The sequence below is a fragment of the Mesorhizobium sp. M0894 genome, from assembly GCF_040319725.1.
Lineage (GTDB): Bacteria > Pseudomonadota > Alphaproteobacteria > Rhizobiales > Rhizobiaceae > Mesorhizobium.
In genome coordinates, this window is record NZ_JAMYOG010000003.1 from 519,123 (window position 1) to 537,461 (window position 18,339).

The window sequence follows — 18,339 nt, forward strand, 5'->3', positions numbered from 1 at the left end:
TTTGCTTCGTTTTCGGTCCCGAGGGACTGTGAAACGGAGAGAAAACCATGAAACGCATATTGTTTCCGGCGGTGGCCGGAGCGCTCATAGCGATGTCGGGCTCTGCTTTGGCCGAAACCGCCGTCTCGGCCATCACCGATCTCAATGTACGCGCCGGCCCCGGCCCGCAATATCCGGTCATCGGGGTACTCGCGGCCGGCCAGTCGGCGACGCTCGACGGCTGCATCGCCAACAGCAAATGGTGCACCATCGCCGAGGCCAACGGCCAGGGCTGGGTCTATTCCGACTATGTGACGGCCGATTTCGGCGGCAGCCGTGTGGTCCTGACACAGCGTCCGGCCGGCGCCGACATTGCCGTCGTGACACCGCCTGCCGATAGCGCCGAATATTCCGACAGCTATACCGGAGCGATCGTTGCCGGCGAGGCGATCGAGCCCATCCGGCGGCCGCCGGCGGAAATCCGCACCTATGTCGAAACGAACCGGCTCGATCCGGTCTATCTCGAAGGCGAGGTGGTTACCGGCGCGATGTTGCCCGACACCGTCGAGCTGCGCGAGATACCCGATTATGATTATCGCTACGTCTATGTGAACGGCCAGCCGGCGCTGGTCGATCCGAGCAGCCGGCGTATCGTGTACGTCGTGCGCTGACGCGCAAAACAGGGCGGTCGCCCTGTAATGGCGGCCGCTCACACCCCGACATTGCCACAAGCCGGCATTGCCGCTGCAATACCGGTTTCCACTTTTGCGTCCGATGCTCTAGATCATGCGAGCCGAAGCACCAGCCAGCGAGCCCGCGTGACGATCGACCCGACCGCCTTCCAACAGTACCGGCACACCGCCAACGAGAAGACCACTTTGCCGCGCCTTCTGCTTGGAACGGTCGTCGTCATCCTGTTCTGGCTCGGAATCACTGCCGCCGTGCTGTTCGGCGGCACCTATGCCTTTGCCGTTTGGCAGGCGTCGTCTGGCACCGCCCCGCCAGGTGGAGGAGCGGTGCAGGATTTCATGGCCTCTCCAGCGGGCATCCTCGCGGCGCTGGCTTCGTTTGCCGGAATCTGGCTCGGCCTTTGGGCTGCCATGCGCTGGATCCATCGCGAGAAGCTGACGGCCCTGATCGGCGTCAGCCGGCGCATTTCATGGTCGGGGTTCCTGAAAGGGCTGGCCGCCGTGCTGATCACCTCGCTGCTTTCCGAGATCCTGCTTTACGGCCTGCAGCCCGATATTGCGCGCGGTACGATCGGCCTGTCCTCGTGGCTTTTGTTCCTGATCCCGATCGCTGCGCTGACCTTTCTGCAGACCTCGTCGGAGGAGATGCTGTTTCGCGGTTATCTGCTCAGGGGCCTGGCGAGCCGGTTCCAGAACCCTTTCATCTGGGCGCTGCTGCCGGGATTGCTGTTCACCTCGCTACATTGGAGCCCAGGCTCGAGCGCCGCGATCAATGCCTGCGTGCTGGCCTCGATCGCCGCCTTTGCGCTGCTGCTGACGCTTCTGGTCTATGCAACCGGCAATCTCGGTGCCGGCTTCGGCGCCCATCTCGGCAACAATCTGACCGGCTTCCTGCTGATTTCGCACCAGCAAAGCTATAATTCCTTCGCCCTGTTCAACGCCAAGCCGCTCGAAGCCGCCGGCTGGACGACTTCAGACGCCGTCCTCATCGCCGCGATCGGCATCGTCAGCAGCCTGTTGACCGTTCTGCTGCTTTTGCATCCGCGCTCCCCGCTGAAGGTCGAGCCGGATATGGCGCGCGCCAGCAGCGTGTGCTGATGCGCCTTGCCTGGTGGTCCTGAGCATATTTGGCGCAAAGCCTGACCAAAGCTTGACTCCGCGGCCGATTTCCTGTCTACACGCCGCGAAATTCCGCGACGAGTATTCCTCCGAGCAAACCGACCGGGACGCCGAAACCTCTTTGAGGTGAAGTGCTGTAAATCGATCCCGGAGGCCAACACCCGGCAGCGCTGTGCGCCCCCGGGTGCTTTTTGGCTTTGGGCTTTTGCCCGGACCGGCTTTTGCTTGGACAGCTGGCGCGAACGCATTACCTCTCGGGCATCATCCGGGTGCCAGGGAAAAGGAAAAAGAATGTTTGAATCGCTACAGGAACGTCTTGGTTCGATCCTGAACGGCCTCACCGGCCGCGGCGCCTTGTCGGAGGCGGATGTCTCGGCGGCGCTGCGCGAGGTGCGCCGCGCGCTGCTCGAGGCCGACGTGGCGCTGGAAGTGGTGCGTTCCTTCACCGACAAGGTGCGCGAGAAGGCCGTCGGCGCCGCCGTGGTCAAGTCGATCAAGCCCGGCCAGATGGTCGTCAAGATCGTCCATGACGAGCTGGTCGAGATGCTCGGCGCCGAGGGCGTCGCCATCGACCTCAATGCGCCGGCTCCGGTCGTCATCATGATGGTCGGCCTGCAAGGTTCCGGCAAGACGACGACCTCGGCCAAGATCGCCAAGCGGTTGGCCGAGCGCCAGAACAAGAAGGTCTTGATGGCCTCGCTCGACACGCGGCGTCCCGCCGCGCAAGAGCAGCTCCGTCAGCTCGGCGAGCAGGTCAAGGTCGCGACGCTGCCGATCGTCGCCGGCCAGACGCCAGTCGACATCGCCCGCCGCGCCGTGCAGGCGGCAAAGCTCGGCGGCCACGACATCGTCATCCTCGACACCGCCGGCCGTACGCACATCGACGAGCCGTTGATGGTCGAGATGGCCGACATCAAGAAGGTGTCGTCGCCGCACGAGATCCTGCTGGTTGCCGATTCGCTGACCGGCCAGGACGCCGTCAATCTGGCGAAAAGCTTCGATGAGCGTGTTGGCATCACCGGCCTCGTGCTGACCCGCATGGACGGCGACGGTCGCGGTGGCGCAGCACTCTCGATGCGCGCCGTCACCGGCAAGCCGATCAAGCTGATCGGCATCGGCGAAAAAATGGACGCGCTGGAGGAATTCCACCCCAAGCGCATCGCCGACCGCATCCTCGGCATGGGCGACATCGTCAGCCTCGTCGAAAAGGCAGCCGAGAACATCGACGCCGAGCAGGCGGCGGCGATGGCCAAGAAGATGCAGTCGGGCAAGTTCGACCTGAACGACCTCGCCGGCCAGCTTCAGCAAATGTCGAAAATGGGTGGCATGGGCGGCATCATGGGCATGATGCCGGGCATGGGCAAGATGAAGGACCAGATGGCCGCCGCCGGTCTCGACGACAAGATGTTCGGCCGCCAGCTCGCCATCATCTCGTCGATGACCAAGGCCGAGCGCGCCAATCCCGATATTCTGAAGCACTCGCGCAAGAAGCGCATCGCCGCCGGCTCGGGCACCGACGCGGCCGAAATCAACAAGCTGTTGAAGATGCATCGCGGCATGGCCGACATGATGAAGGCGATGGGCGGCAAGGGCAAAGGTAGCGGCCTGATGCGCGGCATGATGGGCGGCCTCGCTTCCAAGATGGGGCTCGGCGGCATGATGCCCGGCATGGGCGGCCAAGGCGGCATGATGGGCGGCGGCATGCCCGATCTGTCCAAGATGGACCCCAAGCAGCTCGAGGCCTTGCAGAAGCAGGCACAGGCGGCCGGGCTCGGCGGCATGAAGGGCCTGCCCGGCGGCTTTCCCGCTGGCGGTGGCCTGCCTGGCTTGCCCGGCGGCATGAAGCTCCCTGGTTTGCCGGGATCCGGCGGCGGGCTGCCTGGCCTCGGCAAGAAGAAATGAGGGCGCCATGAACGAAGAAAAGGACATGGCTGACGCGCGCGCGGCGCTGGTCAATTATCGCGCCTCGATCGACAACATCGACGCGGCGCTGATCCACATGCTGGCCGAGCGCTTCCGCTGCACCAAGGCGGTCGGCGTGCTGAAGGCGGAGCATGGCCTGCCGCCTGCCGATCCGGCACGCGAGCAGCAGCAGATCGCCCGTCTTCGCCAACTGGCGAAGGACGCCCATCTCGACCCGGATTTCGCGGAAAAATTCCTGAACTTCGTCGTCCGCGAAGTGATCCGCCATCACGAGCAGATCGCCGCATCCAACGGCATAACGAAAACCGGCTGAGGACCAGCCACCAACCGATCAACCAAATCAGAGCTTTTTAGGAGAAAAGAAATGCCACTGAAAATCCGACTGGCCCGTGCGGGCTCGAAGAAGCGTCCCTATTACCACGTCGTCGTCGCCGATGCCCGTTCGCCGCGCGACGGCCGTTTCATCGAGTCGCTTGGCTCGTGGAACCCGCTGCTGCCCAAGGACGGCGAACGCGTCAAGGTTGACGCCGAGCGCGTCAAGCATTGGCTGTCGCACGGCGCCCAGCCGACCGACCGCGTGCTGCGCTTCCTCGACGAGGCCGGCCTCGCCAAGCGCGAAGCCCGCGCCAACCCGAAGAAGGCCGAGCCCGGCAAGAAGGCGCAAGAGCGCGCAGCCCTGCTGAAGAAGGCGCAGGAGGAAGCTGCAGCCGCTGTTGCCGCCGCTTCCGCCGCGCCGGCCGAGGCGGAAGCCGCCAGCGCCGAATAAGTCATCGATTGCCCTTCACAAAACGGCTGACCAGTCACAAAACGGCGGGCCTTTGCCCGCCGTTTTGCTGTCCATCCGTATGATGCGGCCCGATCAATAGCCTTCCGGGCAACTCGCAACGTAGACACGGCCATTGCGATCGCGATAACGGCACTGGCCGCTTTCGCTGGCACGGCCGATCAGCGCACCGGCCAAGGCGCCGGCCGCACCGCCGATCACCGCGCCCTTGGTCGGGTTGCCGGCCACTGCGGCGCCGACCGCCGCACCGCCCAGGCCACCAACGGCCGCGCCTTGCTCAGTACGGGAGCAGGCACCGAGCGGCACCAGCAGGGCCATCAAGATCATCACCTTTTTCATTGTCGTTCCTCTCCAACAGGGTGCCGTCCTCGCCGCTGCGCCCCCTAACTCGCAACCAGCCAATTTGATCCAAAGAAGAAGATCGGCAGCAGACCGGGCGGCGCTCGATTTGATCCAAAGAGAAGAAAGGCGGCGGCAGACAGCGCCCTCTCTGGCGGCGTGGCCGCCATCGAACGGCTTTGGAAGTCGCTGCTATTGGCTGAACGGGATCAGCGCGCGCACCCTTGGATCGCGCAGATACAGGCCGCCCCAGAGGATGGCGCCAAGGTAGACGCCGAACAGCATATGCGAGAACAAAGGGCTGCCGATACGCACATGCGTGGCGATGGCGCCGCCGAGATAGGCGGTGAGCAGGATGGCGCCGAGCACCGAGGTGCGCGGCAGTACATAAAGTGCTGTCGAGACCAATCCAATGATGCCGAGCATGCGCGAGACATTGGCATCGGCTGGCCAGCCGAGCTGCACCATGGTCTGGGTGACGATTTCGAGCGGCGGTAGCTTGATGACGCCGTCGAAGATCATGAACAGCACGATGACGGCGCTGAGCACGCGACCGGCCCAGAGGGCGCGCGGTGAGACGGATGCTGCCTGAGACTTGGTCATTGATGTTCCCTCCGGTCGTTGCGAGCACTGGCTTTTCTGCCAGCTCGAACCAAGGACGCGTCCCATGACGGCCATCCGACATGCCTCCAGTGCTTTTTCACTCCGGGGACGGCGACCTTGGATGTGCAAGTTCAGCCAGCAACCAACCTGGCCAAGTCCACCTTGCGAGGTGAGGTGGAGGGCGTTATTGGAAATCCGTAAGGGTATCTCCCGAGCGCTCGACGGCAGCAGCCGCCTAATCGCACAACGAAAGTAAGCGATGGCCGGAGAGACCGACCTGAAAAAGTTGCTGGCGGCAATGACGCCGGAGTTGCTTGCCGGCGTTCATGTCTTCACCACGTTGCCACCTGATGCGGCCGTTCCCGACCAGCTCGATCCGGTAATGCTGTTTCGCGAGCACGAGGGCATGACGCTGATCGTGCTTGAAGACCAGGCCAAGACCGCTGGCCTGAAAACCGTGTTCCGCTGCCGGATGCTGACGCTGAACGTCCATTCGTCGCTGGAAGCGGTCGGCTTCCTCGCCGCCATCACCGCGCGGCTGGCCACCGCCGGCATCGGCGTCAATCCGGTCTCGGCCTTCTACCACGATCACCTGTTCGTGCCCGCCGACCGGGCGGAGGAGGCGCTGGATGTTTTGCAGAAACTCGCTGCGGACGCCGCACGATAAGGATCAATGCCTTCGGACGTACAAAATGTCGGGCAATCGCTCTTCATTGTTCGTGCCGTTGCCCAAAGCTTCCGCGCGAAAGCCATGGCGCTCGTAGAAGCGCCGAGCGCCTGAGTTCGACTGAAAGCAATGCAATTTCACAACCGGCAAATTCGCGGTTGCTTGTGTCAGCAGCCGGGCGCCGATGCCTTGGCCAGTCCAGGCAGGATCCAGATAGAGCTGCTCGACCCATTCTCCTGCAACGGCGACAAAGCCAACAATGGCCGCGTCGATTTCGGCGACCGTCACGTGCTGCTGCGCCAGCACGGTGCCGCTGATGAAGGCCATATCCTCATCCGGTGTATGCAGGACCGGCATCCAGTCGAACGACGAAAGCGCTGCGCGCATGATCCTGGCAATTGCGCCTGCGTCCGACCCGTTAGCCGGACGCAGCGCGATTTTAGTCGCAATGCTCATCTCACAAGCCTGCGACCGCGGGCCGCCGGCCGTCCGGCGCCCCCGCGGAGGGCCAGCCGCGAAGCGGCGATGCGGCCCGTGAGCGAGAAGTTATGCCGCCTTCTTCTTTGGCTGGATCAGCCCGCGCTCGACCAGCAGCTCCGCGATCTGAACCGCGTTGAGTGCCGCGCCTTTGCGCAGATTGTCGGAGACGATCCACATCGACAGGCCGTTGTCGATGGTCGAATCCTCGCGGATGCGCGAGATGAAGGTGGCGTCCTCGCCAGCCGATTCCAGCGGCGTGATGTAGCCGCCGTCCTCGCGCTTGTCGATGACCTGGCAGCCCGGCGCCTCGCGCAGGATCTCGCGCGCCTCATCGGCGGTGATCGGCTTCTCGAACTCGATGTTGACCGCTTCCGAATGGCCGATGAACACCGGCACCCGCACGCAGGTCGCCGTCAGCTTGATCTTGGGATCGAGCATCTTCTTGGTCTCGGCCACCATCTTCCATTCTTCCTTGGTGAAGCCGTCGTCGAGGAAGACGTCGATATGCGGGATGACGTTGAAGGCGATGCGCTTGGTGAACTTCTTGACGTCGACGGAATCGGCGACGAACACCGCCCGCGTCTGCGTGAACAGTTCGTCCATGCCTTCCTTACCGGCGCCGGAGACCGACTGGTAGGTGGCGACGACGACGCGCTTTATGGTGGCGAAGTCATGCAGCGGCTTCAGCGCCACGACCAGCTGCGCCGTCGAGCAGTTCGGGTTGGCAATGATGTTCTTGCGTGTGAACAGGGAAATCGCATCCGGGTTCACTTCGGGAACGATCAGCGGCACGTCCTGGTCGTAGCGGAAGGCCGATGAATTATCGATGACGACGCAGCCCTGCTTGCCGATCTTCGGCGACCATTCCTTGGAGACGTTGCCGCCGGCCGACATGATGCAGATGTCGGTGTCGGAAAAATCATATTGGTCGAGCGTCCGGACCTTCAGCGTGCGGTCGCCGAACGACACTTCCGTGCCCTGGCTGCGCCGCGAGGCCAGCGCCACCACCTCACTCACCGGAAAGCCGCGCTCTTCCAGTATGTTGAGCATTTCCCGTCCCACATTGCCCGTGGCGCCGACGATCGCAACCTTGAAACTCATCGAAATCTCCTGTCCCTCTCCGCTCGGTTTCTGGAGAAACCCGCCGGCCAATGCGGGTTTCACCCCGGGCCGGACCCGGGAGAGGGTGGTTGGGCCAAGGGAATCAGACCGTTTTGGTGGTCGTTTTACCGGTTTTTTTGACCAAGAACGTGGTTTTGCTGGAACGGAAAGGCGCACCGAGACGTCCGGCCCAATGGTTCGCATTGGGGCCGGGGATGTCGAAGGCAAGAAGCGCCATCAAAAGGCCGCGCATCGAAAACTATCCCGTTCGGTGCCGGCTTTTACGCGGTTTGCGTAAGGAGTCAATCGCAACCAGGCGGATCGCCCGCCCTGTACAACGAGGGCGGCACGAAGTACGAACGGGCATCGTTTGGCTCGTGGCGCCCGTCGTGGCGCTTGCCGACATCAGACCCGTCGCCGGGCATTTAAGAATCCGAATTTCGAAAGAAGCATATGTCCAACTTCGAAGCTATTGTCCCCGTGCTGGCAAAGGCGCTGGAAAAACGCGGCTATGTCGAGCTGACACCGGTGCAGAAAGCGGTTCTTGAGCTCGGTCAGGCCGATGCGCTGGTTTCAGCCCAGACCGGCTCCGGCAAGACCGTCGCTTTCGGACTGGCCTTGGCGCCGACGCTGCTCGACGGCGCGGAGCGCTTTTCCCACGCGGCGGCACCCCTGGCGCTGGCCGTGGCGCCGACGCGGGAGCTGGCCCTGCAGGTGACGCGCGAGCTGGAATGGCTCTACGAGCTGACAGGCGCCACGGTGTCGTCCTGCGTCGGCGGCATGGACATGCGCACCGAGCGACGCGCGCTGGAGCGTGGCGCCCATATCGTCGTCGGCACGCCCGGCCGCCTGCGCGACCACATCACCCGCAATTCTCTCGACATGTCGGCGCTCAAGGCAGTCGTACTCGACGAGGCCGACGAGATGCTCGATCTCGGCTTTCGCGAGGACCTGGAATTCATCCTCGACGCCGCCCCTGCCGAGCGCCGCACGTTGATGTTTTCCGCGACCGTGCCGCGCTCCATCGCCACGCTGGCCAAGGGCTACCAGCGCGATGCCGTGCGCATCTCGGCCTCCGGCGAGGAGAAGCAGCATCTCGACATCGAATACCGGGCGCTGGGCGTCGCGCAGGCCGACCGCGAAAACGCCATCATCAACGTGCTGCGGTACTATGAGGCGAAGAACGCGCTGGTGTTCTGCAACACGCGTGCCGCCGTCAATCACCTGACAGCACGCTTCAACAACCGCAACTTTTCCGTCGTGGCACTGTCCGGCGAGCTGAGCCAAAACGAGCGCAGCCACGCGCTGCAGGCGATGCGCGACGGCCGCGCCAAAGTCTGCATCGCCACTGACGTCGCGGCGCGTGGCATCGACCTGCCCAATCTCGAGCTGGTCATCCATGCCGACTTGCCGACCAACCCGGAGACGCTTCTGCACCGAAGCGGGCGAACGGGACGGGCGGGGCGCAAGGGCGTCAGCGCGCTGATCGTGCCGAACAATGCCCGCAAGCGCACCGAGCGGCTGCTGCAAAGTGCCGGCCTTGCGGCGACCTGGGCGAGCCCGCCCTCGGCCGACGACGTGATCCGGCGCGATGACGAGCGCATTCTCGCCGACCCGGTCCTCAGCGAGCCTATGAAGGATGAGGAGCGCGGCTTCGTCCAGGCGCTTCTCGATCAGCACGGGCCGGAACAGGTCGCCGCAGCCTTCGTACGGATGTGCCGCTCCAGCCGCTCGGCGCCGGAGGACCTTCTCGACGTCGCACCGTTCACGCCGTCGGGCGAAAAATTTGCGCGCCGGGACGAGGCACCGAGCCGCCGCGACGATTTCGGCGACAGCGTCTGGTTCTCGCTGTCGGTCGGACGCCGGCAGAATGCCGAGCCGCGCTGGCTGATCCCGATGCTGTGCCGGACAGGCGGCATCTCCAAGCGCGAGATCGGCGCCATCAAGATGCAGCCGGAAGAAACCTTCGTGCAGATCGCGGCGGACTGGGCCGAGCGCTTCCTCGCCGCGATCGGCCCCGACCGCAAGCTGCAGGGCAACATTGCGGTCAAGCGGCTGGACGGCACGCCCGATCTGTCGCGGGCCGGCTATCAGGAGCCGCGCCCCGACAAGAAGCCGCACCGCGGCAAGCGGACATTCGATCAGAACGCGCCCAAATTCGAGAAGCGCGCACCGGCTGACCAGCGCCCGGCATTCGAGGCAAAGCCCTGGGCCGGCAAACCGGCCAAGGCGAAATTCGAAGGCGGACCGGCGAAACACAAGAAATCGAAGAAACGGCCGGGGTGAATAGCCTGCCCCTTCCATTTCGCGCACGCCCCTTGCGGTCTACCGGAACTTTGCACAGTCTGGGGCAGGGCAATGGGGTGGGCAGGACATGCGCGGCGAAGTTCTTCACTATGACGAGGACCAGGCCTTCGGTTTCATTACCGGGGCCGATGGCAACCGCTACAGCTTCGCGCGGGAGGACTTGCGCCGCCAAGCGTCGGTTGCCGGAGGCACGACCGTCGAATTCCAGCCGGCTGGCGGACGGGCACGCGATGTTTTTTCGATCCACGCCCAACCTGCCAGTGCACCCGCCCGTGCCTCCGCTGCAACCGCCGCCCCATCTCAGGCCGGCAATGCGCCCGCGGCACGTCAGCCGCAACATTTCGGCCGTTCCGCTGAAAATCAAACCGCCGAATCCACCGGCCTGTGGAGCTACTTCTCGCGTGGCCTGACCGAAAATTATTTCAACTTCGCCGGCCGTGCCCGCCGCAAGGAATATTGGGGCTATTGCCTGTTCTGGACGATCGCGCTGATCGTGGCGACAGGACTCGGCGTCTTCATCGACGACGCCATGGGCAATCTCGACAACAGTGAATTGCCGGCAGTGACGGTCGGCCTTTGCGGCCTCTTCCTGCTGGCGACAGCCCTGCCGTGGTTCGGGCTCAACGTGCGCCGCCTGCACGATATCGGCCTGACCGGCTGGCTCTTCCTGCTTTTCCTGATCCCGACCTTCGGCACCGTGATCATCCTGATCTTTGCGCTGATCGCGACCCAGCCGCGTGAAAACCAGTGGGGTCCGGTGCCGGCGGGTGTCCAAATCTAACCGCGGGAGTGCCGCCGCATCGGCGGCAGTCGCCCAGCGGACGTCGACCTACACAGGATCAGCCCAGGAACTTGGCGATGATCGCGTCGCCCATCTCAGCGGTGCCGACCTCGGTCATCCCCGGCGAATGAATATCCCTGGTGCGCAGGCCGTCGTCGAGCACGGCGGCGATCGCACCTTCGAGCTTGTCCGCTTCAGTCACCATGCCGAAGGAATAGCGCATGCACATGGCGAAGGAGGCGATCATGGCGATCGGATTGGCGATGCCCTTGCCGGCGATGTCGGGCGCCGAGCCATGCACCGGCTCGTAGAGCGCCTTGCGCTTTTTTGTCTTCGCATCCGGCGCGCCGAGCGAGGCCGACGGCAGCATGCCGATCGAGCCGGTCAGCATGGCGGCGATGTCGGACAGCATGTCGCCGAACAGATTGTCGGTGACGATGACATCGAACTGCTTGGGCCAGCGCACCAGCTGCATGCCGCCGGCATCGGCGAGCATATGGTCGAGCTTGACGTCGGCATACCTGGCCTTTTGCGTCTGGCTGACGACCTCGTTCCACAGCACGCCCGATTTCATCACATTGCGCTTTTCCATCGAGGTGACATGGTTCTTGCGCGTGCGTGCCAATTCGAAGGCAACGCCCGAAATGCGCTCGATCTCGAAAGTATCGTAGACCTGGGTGTCGATACCGCGCTTCTGGCCGTTGCCGAGATCGATGATCTGCTTCGGCTCACCGAAATAGACGCCGCCGGTGAGCTCGCGCACGATCAGGATGTCTAGCCCCTCGACCACCTCCTGTTTGAGCGAGGAGGAGGCCGCCAGCGCCGGATAGCAGATGGCGGGTCGGAGATTAGCGAACAGCTCCATGTCCTTGCGCAGCCGCAGCAGACCCGCCTCCGGGCGCACCTCGTAAGGCACGGCATCCCATTTCGGACCGCCGACGGCGCCGAACAGCACGGCGTCGGCCGCCATTGCCTTGGCCATGTCGGCATCGGATATCGCCGCGCCATGCGCATCATAGGCGCAGCCGCCGACAAGGCCTTCATCAGTGACGAAATCGCTGCCGAGCTTGTCGTTCATGGCGGAAATCAGCTTCTTCACCTCGGCCATCGCCTCGGGGCCTATGCCATCGCCGGCAAGCAGGAGAAGATTTTTGGAAGCCATGTGGAACCGTCCTGATTGTGTCGTGAGCCGCGGCCTTGCTAAACGCCAAGCAGCCGGCGCGCAAGCCTGCGGTTCAGAGCATCGGACTCAAAGTGGAAACCGGTTTTGGGAAAATCCGATGCTCAAGACAAAACGCCTACAGATGCGAAAGGATATTGACCAGCCTGCCGAACGGGTCGCGCACGAAGAAGCGCCGCACGCCCCAGGGTTCGTCCGCCGGACCGTATTCGATGGCAAAGCCGGCCGTCCTCATGCTTTCAAGCGCGGCATCGACGTCGTCGACTTCGATAGAGATGTCCGGCACCGGCGTTCCTGATCCCCCTTCGGCCATGAAACTGACCTGTACGGACATCGTCTCTTGCGAGCCATAGGTAGCGATCCAGCCCATATCCATCTTGAGATCGAGGCCGAGCACATCCTGATAGAAGGGTTTTGCCGCCGCGATATCCTGCGTGTCTATGTTTGCAACGATGCGTCTGACCTTCACCATGGGCCGATCCTCGTGCTAACCGTATCGTTGTCACAACCGTGACAGGTATCAGGCTGTGCGCCGCAGCGCCGTCACCTCGATCTCGATCTTCATCTCCGGCTTGTTGAGCTGGCACACGATCATCGTTGCTGCCGGCCTGATCTCGCCAAACGCCTCGCCGAGGATCGGGAACACCACATCTACGAAAGCCGCATCGGTGATGTAGTAATGTGCCCGCACCACGTCAGCCATTTCGAAGCCGCCATCTCGCAACGCCTTGGCGATCGTCGTCAGGCAATTGCGCGTTTGTGCCTCCACGGTCTCCGGCATCGACATGGTCGCATAATCGTAGCCGGTCGTTCCGGACACGAAACACCAGTCGCCCTGCACCACGGCGCGCGAATAGCCGGCGGTCTTTTCGAAGGGCGAACCGGTGGAGATCAGTTTTCGCATGGGTCCTCCGCAAATCGTCGCGGATATCTTGCAGGGAACGAGCCGATCCCGCCATGGGCCAGATAGAACTGACGGTTGTTATGAGTCTCCCGCCTCGACAAAGCCCTCTCGTCCAAGGCGTGGTGGTCACTGCGCTTTGCAAAAGTACCTAATTCGCCGACCCCAGCGCCTTGTCCAGCGCTTCCTTGACGTCGGCCGGCCATGTACTCACCGCTGGCCACGCGTCCGGCTCGGGCTTGTCGCCGCGCCGGGCGAAATAGAGCTTGTGCTTGACCGGGTCGACCGCCATGAAGCCGTCATTGCCGCCGCAATCATGCGGCACGCAGCCGCTGGCAAAGAAGGCACCCGACGCGGTTTTTTCCGTGCCGCCGCCGACCAGCAGGCTGGTCGCCATGTCGGGCATGTCCTTGGCAAGCAGCGTCTCGGCTTGCTTGTAGACAGCCTCGTTGTGGAAGGCGTCGATGATGTTGTCGTATTTCGACGGATCGAGGTCTTTCCAGTCGGTGCCCGGCTCCGGCATGTAGGTGAGATTGCCGGAAGTCATCAGTCCGGCCGTCGGCGACCATTGCAGCGCCGGCTTGGAATCGCCCGGCAGCAGATAGGGCACGAAATAGATGGCGCTGTCGGAGATCGCGGTCGGCGGCGCGCCGCATTCGTCCTGCTCGACCGTGACCGTCTGGATCGTGCCGCCTTCCGGCTTCCACACGATCACCTTGGCCGGGCCGCATTGATTGCCGCCGTCGCCGACATCGATCAGCGCCACCTTGACGCCGCCGACCTCGACGATCTTGTCGAAGAAGACGTCGTAATTGCGCGCCAGTTCCTTGCCGTCGAAGGCGAGCACCCGTTCCCCGTACTCTTCCTCCTGGGTGATGGTCAGTTGGCCGCCCTCGAACGGGATCGGCGCCTGTTTGTCATTGTCGGCTAGGGCCGCATTGCTCAACGCGCCCTGGTCGGCGGCCCTGCCGGGCGCATCGTCAGCCGGCACGAGCACCATGTCGGTCTGTGCATGCGCGCCAGCCACCGGCATCAGAATCCACGCCAGCGCGCAGGCGCCGACAAGAAGCGAACGTGTCATGACTGTCCCTCCGTTCAGCCGCCACGAACCCGGCCTGTCGCGGCCGGGGCATCGTACCGCTCAGGCCCAGGGGCGCTCAGCGGCGTTCCTCTTCTCGAACGAAGCGATGGCGCCGGCTTTTTCCATGGTCAGGCCGATATCGTCGAGCCCGTTGAGCAGGCAATGGCGCTTGAACTCGTCGAGGTCGAACTTGACCACGCCGCCGTCAGGCCCACGGATTTCCTTGGCCTCCAGATCGACCGACAGCGTCGCGTTCGAACCGCGCGAAGCATCGTCCATCAGTTTCTCAAGATCTTCCGGGCTGACGGTGATCGGCAGGATGCCGTTCTTGAAGCAATTGTTGTAGAAAATGTCGGCGAACGAGGTCGAGATGACGCAACGGATGCCGAAATCGAGCAGCGCCCACGGCGCATGTTCCCGGCTCGAGCCGCAGCCGAAATTATCGCCGGCGACCAGGATCTGCGCCTTGCGGTAGGCCGGCTTGTTGAGCACGAAGTCCGGGTTTTCCGAACCATCGTCCTTGTAGCGCATTTCGGCGAACAGGCCGGTGCCGAGTCCGGTGCGCTTGATCGTCTTGAGATAATCCTTGGGGATGATCATGTCGGTGTCGACATTGACGATCGGCATCGGCGCGGCGACGCCGGTGAGCTTGGTGAATTTTTCCATGTCCTTGCCCGTCTTCTTGTTGTTGCGGGAAATTGCTGGCGCCCGGTTTACACAAAGCCGCGGGCAAATAAAAGGCGGCTGTTTTTGGACCTCCGTCGTCGATCGAAACGCAAGATCGGTACAAAACAGCTTCAAAACCACCGGCCCATGGTGCACTTTTGTCGACATGACAACGCGATCCAAGGTCCTCTACGCCAGCGAACCGGGTCTCGGCATCGCCGAGTTCCGCCGCGTTCTGGTGGAATCCGGCCTCGGCGCCAATCGCCCCGTCGATGACGACACCCGATTGAACGCGATGCTGTCAGGGGCCAATTTGGTGCTCACCGCGCGTCTCGATACAGAAGGCAAGCCGCTGGTCGGTGTTGCCCGCGGTGTTACCGATTTCTCGTGGGTCTGTTACGTTTCCGAGCTCGCCGTTTGCAAATCGGCGCAAGGGCTCGGCATCGGCAAGGGCCTGCTTGATGAAGCGCGCCGGCAACTCGGGCCTTCCGTTGCCATAAGCCTGATTTCCATGCCCGACGCCGTCGGCTTTTATGAGCGCATCGGCATGAAGCGCGTGTCCGACGCGTTCTGGTTCGACCGCAAGCGCTGACGCGTTGCCTTGCCAGCTAGTGGATCGAATCTAACGTTTGGTGCCCGCGTTTGACCGCGGCGGCGATCCTGTCGGGGTCGGCGGTCCAGATGAAGGGTCTGGGCTGCTGGTTGTGCTCGGCGAGGAAGGGGTAGATTGCCGCCCTGGAGGTCGACCACCGAGTGAAAGACGCCGCGCTTGAGCGGCGCTTCGACAAGTGCGGGTGGCCGAGGGCGATCGCCCAGTCGGCGTCCTCGGCGATTACGGCGGCTGCTGATCCTCGAACCAGAATGATGACTGGCGTCGCGAGATGGTTCCCACCGACGGCAAGGGAAAATGCGACGTCATTACGATGCGGCCATTGTCCGAGCAAGCCTCCAGGAATGCCCATCTCGTCCGACGTGCCTGGTCAGGGTCCGTGTCGTACCGAAAGCTCCAGTCAGGGTATATGCATTGCATCGGCCAATGCATGAGATCGCCGGAAAACACTGCCCCTACGCCTCGAGATTTCAGGCCGATGGCTACGTGCCCCGGGGTGTGGCCCGGCGTCGGTTCCAGCCACACTTCGCCATCGAGTTCATAATCCATATCGACAAGCACAGCCCGACCAGCCTCGACGATTGGCAACACATTGTCCTCATAGGTCCGATCTTCGTCATCACCGGAGGCCGCCTGTGCGGCCTCGAACTCGCGCCGCGCCATGATGTAGCGGGCGTTCGGGAATGTCGGTATCCAACGCCCGTCCACCAATCGTGTGTTCCAACCGCAATGGTCGACATGAAGATGGGTGCACAGCACATAGTCGATCTGCTCGGGAGCAACACCTGCATTTGCCAGGCGCTCCAAAAAGGTGCCGTCATTGCGGCGATGCCAATGGGGGAAGTATGCGAACGTCTTATCGTTGCCGACGCAACTGTCGACCAGAATGGTGTGGTGTCCGGTACGAACAAGAAAACTCTGGATGGGAAGAATAAGCCGGCCGGTTGCAGGCGATATTAATCGCGGCGTGAGCCAATGAAGATGCGGTTCGAGCGCTTCATCGGTGCAGTCGGGAAACCATTCCGACGGCGTCCGCAGAGGGTCGCACATCTCCAGAATTCTGGTTATCCAGATATTCCCGATTCTCCAGTCATCCATTGACTGCATCCTTCTTCGATCGAGGACGGATCGCTAGAGATAACATTTGCGGCCAGATGGCGTCAGACATTTCTGCCTGTAGGAGAAGGAGCGCTCGCGATGTGGCCGCGCTCACGATCGGGTACCAAGCGTTAGAACTTAACCACTAGTGGTCGAAATCTGACGCTTGGTTCCGGGGCCGTAAGCCCGCTCAGGGTGGAAAGCGGACGCTACCATGTACTTTTTGGCAAAGCGCTCAGTGCGCGCGTGACGCAAGGTGAATTTCAAGCGGCTTTGAGATGAGGCCTTTATCAACGATGGCTTCAAGCGTCTGCTTCGTCAGACTGATATCGTCATATTGCTGCGGAACCGACAGAATTAACCCACCCTCTTCGGGCGTGGCATAAAACACTACATAGCCTTTCGCCTCACCGGCGAGAGGGAAGGCGATAGTATTGATTTCAGTATCCATTACTCGCTTGCCAAAAAAATAATTGGCACGATTATTCTGCTGACGTAATTCAAACTCCTGATGCTGGAGAACAGAGTATATACGTTTGTTCTCCGGTGACTCAGGGTCGTTGCTGCATCCAGAGAATGGGATAATTGCGAACATCAACACTGAAAGTGCCTTCCAACTAGTGGAGGTCAAGTCAAATTCCTGCTTTCCATGGCTCTTTAAGTATCTGCCCTAGATGTCCGAAATGAGTCGGCAGCGGTATTCCGTTTCGGGTACCAAGCGTCAGGTTTTGACTACTAGCGTGCGGACTTTTGATATCGGCGGGACAGCCTCCCCTCTGTCCGGCAGGACAGAGGGGGTGGGCGGGAACTCGACAGAGCGGCTTATTCTGGGCGGCCTTCCCTCAAATCACGTTCAATTCACGAAACGCCCGCCCCTCAGCGACACGGCTATACCCAAACGCCGAGCAATCCACCGTGCGATAGCCGCCATGGACGATCAGTTCGGCCAGCGCTTTGCCGACCGCCGGCGCCTGCTGCAAGCCGTGGCCGGAAAAACCGTTGGCGAAGAAGAAATTGCCGACCTCGGGATGCGAACCGATCACCGCGTTCTGGTCGAGCGTGTTGTAGTCGTAATGGCCGACCCAGGCGCGCGTCGGCTTGATCGCCTCGAAGGCTGGAATGCGGGTCGCCAGCACCGGCCAGATCACCTCTTCGAACAGCGGCCAGTCGGGTTCGAAATCTGTGGGGTCGGCGGGGCCTTCGCCCTCTTCCGGCTCGGCGCCGCCGGTGATGTAGACCGAACCTTCCGGCCGGACATAGATGCCGCTCGGGTCGACCAGCAGCGGCATGTCGTCATATTTTTCGCGCGCCTCGAAGACGAAGACATTGCGCTTGCGCGGCTCCACCGGCAGCGCCAGCCCGGCCATTGCTGCCACCTTGCCGGCATTCGGCCCGGCAGCATTGACGACGATGCCGGCCTCAAGCCGCTCGCCATTTTCGAGGGTCACACCGGTGACGCGGCCGCCTTGCCGCTCGATGCCGGTCACCGACGCCGTGATGAAGTCGATATCCTTCGTCCGCAGCGCCTTGCGGAACAGCATCAGCATCGCATGCGCGTCGAACCAGCCCTCGCCGCTGCGGCCGTAGGCCCCGGCAGTGATACCCTCGGCCGATAGCCACGGAAACCGACGAACAAGCGCCTCGGCATCCTCGAGCACGATGTCGGCGCCCTCGGCCATCTGCGCCTCGTGGTTGGCCTGCAGGATAGGCAGCCCGTTTTCGCCGGCAAGGATCAGATAGCCGCCTTCGCGAAAGCCGATATCGGCGTCCGCCCCGAATTCTTCCTTCAACCGCCGGAACAGTTTCAGCGTGAACTGCGACAGCCGGATGTTTTCAGGGATCGAGAACTGCTGGCGGATGGAGGCGCAGGACAGCGTTGTCGCCGCATGGGAAAATTGCGGGTCGCGCTCGACAACCGCGATCGGGCCCGAAAACCTTTCCTCGCGCAGATAATAGGCGACCGAGGAGCCGACGATGGCTCCGCCGATGATGATGATGTCGTAATGCACCTTTTTCGCCCTTCCGGTCTGA

Annotated in this window: 22 protein-coding genes and 1 pseudogene; 9 read left to right on the forward strand and 14 right to left on the reverse strand. The window is 62.6% G+C overall.

Annotation, left to right across the window (positions count from 1 at the left end; translation table 11 throughout):
• Positions 1–47 precede the first annotated feature (47 nt).
• The 5 genes from NKH91_RS08885 to rpsP all read left to right on the forward strand — a co-directional run bounded on the left by NKH91_RS08885 (position 48) and on the right by rpsP (position 4,476).
• Positions 48–650: a DUF1236 domain-containing protein gene (locus NKH91_RS08885; RefSeq protein WP_023721909.1), complete on the forward strand. Its 603-nt coding sequence runs from the start codon at positions 48–50 to the stop codon at positions 648–650.
• A 147-nt stretch (positions 651–797) separates the two neighbouring features.
• Positions 798–1,766, forward strand: coding sequence for a CPBP family intramembrane glutamic endopeptidase (locus tag NKH91_RS08890; RefSeq protein WP_352845396.1), 969 nt, complete (start codon positions 798–800; stop codon positions 1,764–1,766).
• Positions 1,767–2,078: 312 nt separating this feature from the next.
• A complete protein-coding gene (gene ffh / locus NKH91_RS08895; protein ID WP_352481079.1) occupies positions 2,079–3,689 on the forward strand; it encodes a signal recognition particle protein in 1,611 nt (536 codons plus the stop codon).
• A gap of 7 nt (positions 3,690–3,696) precedes the next feature.
• Positions 3,697–4,023, forward strand: a complete 327-nt coding sequence (locus NKH91_RS08900) for a chorismate mutase (RefSeq protein WP_023721912.1) — start codon at positions 3,697–3,699, stop codon at positions 4,021–4,023.
• A gap of 51 nt (positions 4,024–4,074) precedes the next feature.
• Positions 4,075–4,476 (forward strand): 30S ribosomal protein S16, encoded by a 402-nt coding sequence (rpsP, locus tag NKH91_RS08905; RefSeq protein ID WP_023721913.1) that lies wholly within the window; start codon positions 4,075–4,077, stop codon positions 4,474–4,476.
• Between the two features lie 93 nt (positions 4,477–4,569).
• On the opposite strand, the gene NKH91_RS08910 is transcribed toward rpsP, so the two are convergent.
• Both NKH91_RS08910 and NKH91_RS08915 read right to left on the reverse strand, forming a co-directional pair.
• Complete coding sequence (locus tag NKH91_RS08910) at positions 4,570–4,833, reverse strand: YMGG-like glycine zipper-containing protein (protein ID WP_023680734.1); 264 nt, start codon at positions 4,831–4,833, stop codon at positions 4,570–4,572.
• A 192-nt stretch (positions 4,834–5,025) separates the two neighbouring features.
• The gene (locus NKH91_RS08915; protein ID WP_023721914.1) at positions 5,026–5,436 is read right to left on the reverse strand and encodes a DoxX family protein; all 411 of its coding nucleotides are present in this window, start codon (positions 5,434–5,436) and stop codon (positions 5,026–5,028) included.
• 259 nt (positions 5,437–5,695) lie between these two features.
• On the opposite strand from NKH91_RS08915, the gene NKH91_RS08920 reads away from it, so the two are divergent.
• Positions 5,696–6,103, forward strand: coding sequence for an ACT domain-containing protein (locus NKH91_RS08920; RefSeq protein WP_352481080.1), 408 nt, complete (start codon positions 5,696–5,698; stop codon positions 6,101–6,103).
• A 3-nt stretch (positions 6,104–6,106) separates the two neighbouring features.
• Here NKH91_RS08920 and NKH91_RS08925 read toward each other — a convergent pair whose 3' ends face one another.
• The 3 genes from NKH91_RS08925 to NKH91_RS08935 form a co-directional block, all read right to left on the reverse strand.
• A complete protein-coding gene (locus NKH91_RS08925; RefSeq protein ID WP_352516117.1) occupies positions 6,107–6,490 on the reverse strand; it encodes a GNAT family N-acetyltransferase in 384 nt (127 codons plus the stop codon).
• A 159-nt stretch (positions 6,491–6,649) separates the two neighbouring features.
• Positions 6,650–7,684 carry an aspartate-semialdehyde dehydrogenase gene (locus NKH91_RS08930; RefSeq protein ID WP_023721916.1) on the reverse strand — a complete coding sequence of 345 codons (1,035 nt, stop codon included), beginning with the start codon at positions 7,682–7,684 and terminating at the stop codon, positions 6,650–6,652.
• 103 nt (positions 7,685–7,787) lie between these two features.
• Positions 7,788–7,937: a hypothetical protein gene (locus tag NKH91_RS08935; RefSeq protein WP_023721917.1), complete on the reverse strand. Its 150-nt coding sequence runs from the start codon at positions 7,935–7,937 to the stop codon at positions 7,788–7,790.
• 200 nt (positions 7,938–8,137) lie between these two features.
• Here NKH91_RS08935 and NKH91_RS08940 point away from each other — a divergent pair, with 200 nt between their 5' ends.
• Together NKH91_RS08940 and NKH91_RS08945 are read left to right on the forward strand one after the other, a co-directional pair.
• The gene (locus NKH91_RS08940; protein WP_352495995.1) at positions 8,138–9,970 is read left to right on the forward strand and encodes a DEAD/DEAH box helicase; all 1,833 of its coding nucleotides are present in this window, start codon (positions 8,138–8,140) and stop codon (positions 9,968–9,970) included.
• An 88-nt stretch (positions 9,971–10,058) separates the two neighbouring features.
• On the forward strand, positions 10,059–10,772 hold the full coding sequence (locus tag NKH91_RS08945) for a DUF805 domain-containing protein (protein ID WP_352845398.1): 714 nt from the start codon (positions 10,059–10,061) through the stop codon (positions 10,770–10,772).
• 58 nt (positions 10,773–10,830) lie between these two features.
• On the opposite strand, the gene leuB is transcribed toward NKH91_RS08945, so the two are convergent.
• The 5 genes from leuB to leuD form a co-directional block, all read right to left on the reverse strand.
• On the reverse strand, positions 10,831–11,934 hold the full coding sequence (leuB, locus tag NKH91_RS08950; RefSeq protein WP_352845400.1) for a 3-isopropylmalate dehydrogenase: 1,104 nt from the start codon (positions 11,932–11,934) through the stop codon (positions 10,831–10,833).
• A gap of 136 nt (positions 11,935–12,070) precedes the next feature.
• A complete protein-coding gene (locus tag NKH91_RS08955; protein ID WP_352570210.1) occupies positions 12,071–12,421 on the reverse strand; it encodes a VOC family protein in 351 nt (116 codons plus the stop codon).
• Positions 12,422–12,472: 51 nt separating this feature from the next.
• Complete coding sequence (locus NKH91_RS08960; RefSeq protein ID WP_352495997.1) at positions 12,473–12,856, reverse strand: RidA family protein; 384 nt, start codon at positions 12,854–12,856, stop codon at positions 12,473–12,475.
• Positions 12,857–13,004: 148 nt separating this feature from the next.
• Positions 13,005–13,934: an Ivy family c-type lysozyme inhibitor gene (locus NKH91_RS08965; protein ID WP_352845401.1), complete on the reverse strand. Its 930-nt coding sequence runs from the start codon at positions 13,932–13,934 to the stop codon at positions 13,005–13,007.
• Positions 13,935–13,994: 60 nt separating this feature from the next.
• Positions 13,995–14,600 carry a 3-isopropylmalate dehydratase small subunit gene (gene leuD / locus NKH91_RS08970; RefSeq protein ID WP_023721924.1) on the reverse strand — a complete coding sequence of 202 codons (606 nt, stop codon included), beginning with the start codon at positions 14,598–14,600 and terminating at the stop codon, positions 13,995–13,997.
• Between the two features lie 166 nt (positions 14,601–14,766).
• On the opposite strand from leuD, the gene NKH91_RS08975 reads away from it, so the two are divergent.
• Entirely contained in the window at positions 14,767–15,192 is a 426-nt protein-coding gene (locus NKH91_RS08975; RefSeq protein WP_352496013.1) for a GNAT family N-acetyltransferase, read from the forward strand.
• Between the two features lie 16 nt (positions 15,193–15,208).
• Here the strand turns inward: NKH91_RS08975 and NKH91_RS08980 are convergent.
• The 4 genes and pseudogenes from NKH91_RS08980 to NKH91_RS08995 form a co-directional block, all read right to left on the reverse strand.
• Positions 15,209–15,374, reverse strand: a pseudogene (locus NKH91_RS08980) (IS630 family transposase); the annotation flags it as partial.
• Positions 15,375–15,432: 58 nt separating this feature from the next.
• The gene (locus NKH91_RS08985; RefSeq protein WP_352481087.1) at positions 15,433–16,308 is read right to left on the reverse strand and encodes an MBL fold metallo-hydrolase; all 876 of its coding nucleotides are present in this window, start codon (positions 16,306–16,308) and stop codon (positions 15,433–15,435) included.
• Positions 16,309–16,543: 235 nt separating this feature from the next.
• Positions 16,544–16,939, reverse strand: coding sequence for a hypothetical protein (locus NKH91_RS08990; RefSeq protein ID WP_352481088.1), 396 nt, complete (start codon positions 16,937–16,939; stop codon positions 16,544–16,546).
• Positions 16,940–17,150: 211 nt separating this feature from the next.
• Complete coding sequence (locus NKH91_RS08995) at positions 17,151–18,317, reverse strand: NAD(P)/FAD-dependent oxidoreductase (RefSeq protein WP_352845402.1); 1,167 nt, start codon at positions 18,315–18,317, stop codon at positions 17,151–17,153.
• Positions 18,318–18,339 lie beyond the last annotated feature (22 nt).

What these genes read in the sequence shown, in the direction of transcription:
- NKH91_RS08885 (WP_023721909.1), top strand. Translation starts at nt 48, where the DNA reads ATGAAACGCATATTGTTTCCGGCGGTGGCCGGAGCGCTCATAGCGATG.
- ffh (WP_352481079.1), top strand. Translation starts at nt 2,079, where the DNA reads ATGTTTGAATCGCTACAGGAACGTCTTGGTTCGATCCTGAACGGCCTC.
- NKH91_RS08900 (WP_023721912.1), top strand. Translation starts at nt 3,697, where the DNA reads ATGAACGAAGAAAAGGACATGGCTGACGCGCGCGCGGCGCTGGTCAAT.
- rpsP (WP_023721913.1), top strand. Translation starts at nt 4,075, where the DNA reads ATGCCACTGAAAATCCGACTGGCCCGTGCGGGCTCGAAGAAGCGTCCC.
- NKH91_RS08910 (WP_023680734.1), bottom strand. Translation starts at nt 4,833, where the DNA reads ATGAAAAAGGTGATGATCTTGATGGCCCTGCTGGTGCCGCTCGGTGCC.
- NKH91_RS08915 (WP_023721914.1), bottom strand. Translation starts at nt 5,436, where the DNA reads ATGACCAAGTCTCAGGCAGCATCCGTCTCACCGCGCGCCCTCTGGGCC.
- NKH91_RS08920 (WP_352481080.1), top strand. Translation starts at nt 5,696, where the DNA reads ATGGCCGGAGAGACCGACCTGAAAAAGTTGCTGGCGGCAATGACGCCG.
- NKH91_RS08925 (WP_352516117.1), bottom strand. Translation starts at nt 6,490, where the DNA reads ATGCGCGCAGCGCTTTCGTCGTTCGACTGGATGCCGGTCCTGCATACA.
- NKH91_RS08930 (WP_023721916.1), bottom strand. Translation starts at nt 7,684, where the DNA reads ATGAGTTTCAAGGTTGCGATCGTCGGCGCCACGGGCAATGTGGGACGG.
- NKH91_RS08935 (WP_023721917.1), bottom strand. Translation starts at nt 7,937, where the DNA reads ATGCGCGGCCTTTTGATGGCGCTTCTTGCCTTCGACATCCCCGGCCCC.
- NKH91_RS08940 (WP_352495995.1), top strand. Translation starts at nt 8,138, where the DNA reads ATGTCCAACTTCGAAGCTATTGTCCCCGTGCTGGCAAAGGCGCTGGAA.
- NKH91_RS08945 (WP_352845398.1), top strand. Translation starts at nt 10,059, where the DNA reads ATGCGCGGCGAAGTTCTTCACTATGACGAGGACCAGGCCTTCGGTTTC.
- leuB (WP_352845400.1), bottom strand. Translation starts at nt 11,934, where the DNA reads ATGGCTTCCAAAAATCTTCTCCTGCTTGCCGGCGATGGCATAGGCCCC.
- NKH91_RS08960 (WP_352495997.1), bottom strand. Translation starts at nt 12,856, where the DNA reads ATGCGAAAACTGATCTCCACCGGTTCGCCCTTCGAAAAGACCGCCGGC.
- NKH91_RS08965 (WP_352845401.1), bottom strand. Translation starts at nt 13,934, where the DNA reads ATGACACGTTCGCTTCTTGTCGGCGCCTGCGCGCTGGCGTGGATTCTG.
- leuD (WP_023721924.1), bottom strand. Translation starts at nt 14,600, where the DNA reads ATGGAAAAATTCACCAAGCTCACCGGCGTCGCCGCGCCGATGCCGATC.
- NKH91_RS08975 (WP_352496013.1), top strand. Translation starts at nt 14,767, where the DNA reads ATGACAACGCGATCCAAGGTCCTCTACGCCAGCGAACCGGGTCTCGGC.
- NKH91_RS08985 (WP_352481087.1), bottom strand. Translation starts at nt 16,308, where the DNA reads ATGGATGACTGGAGAATCGGGAATATCTGGATAACCAGAATTCTGGAG.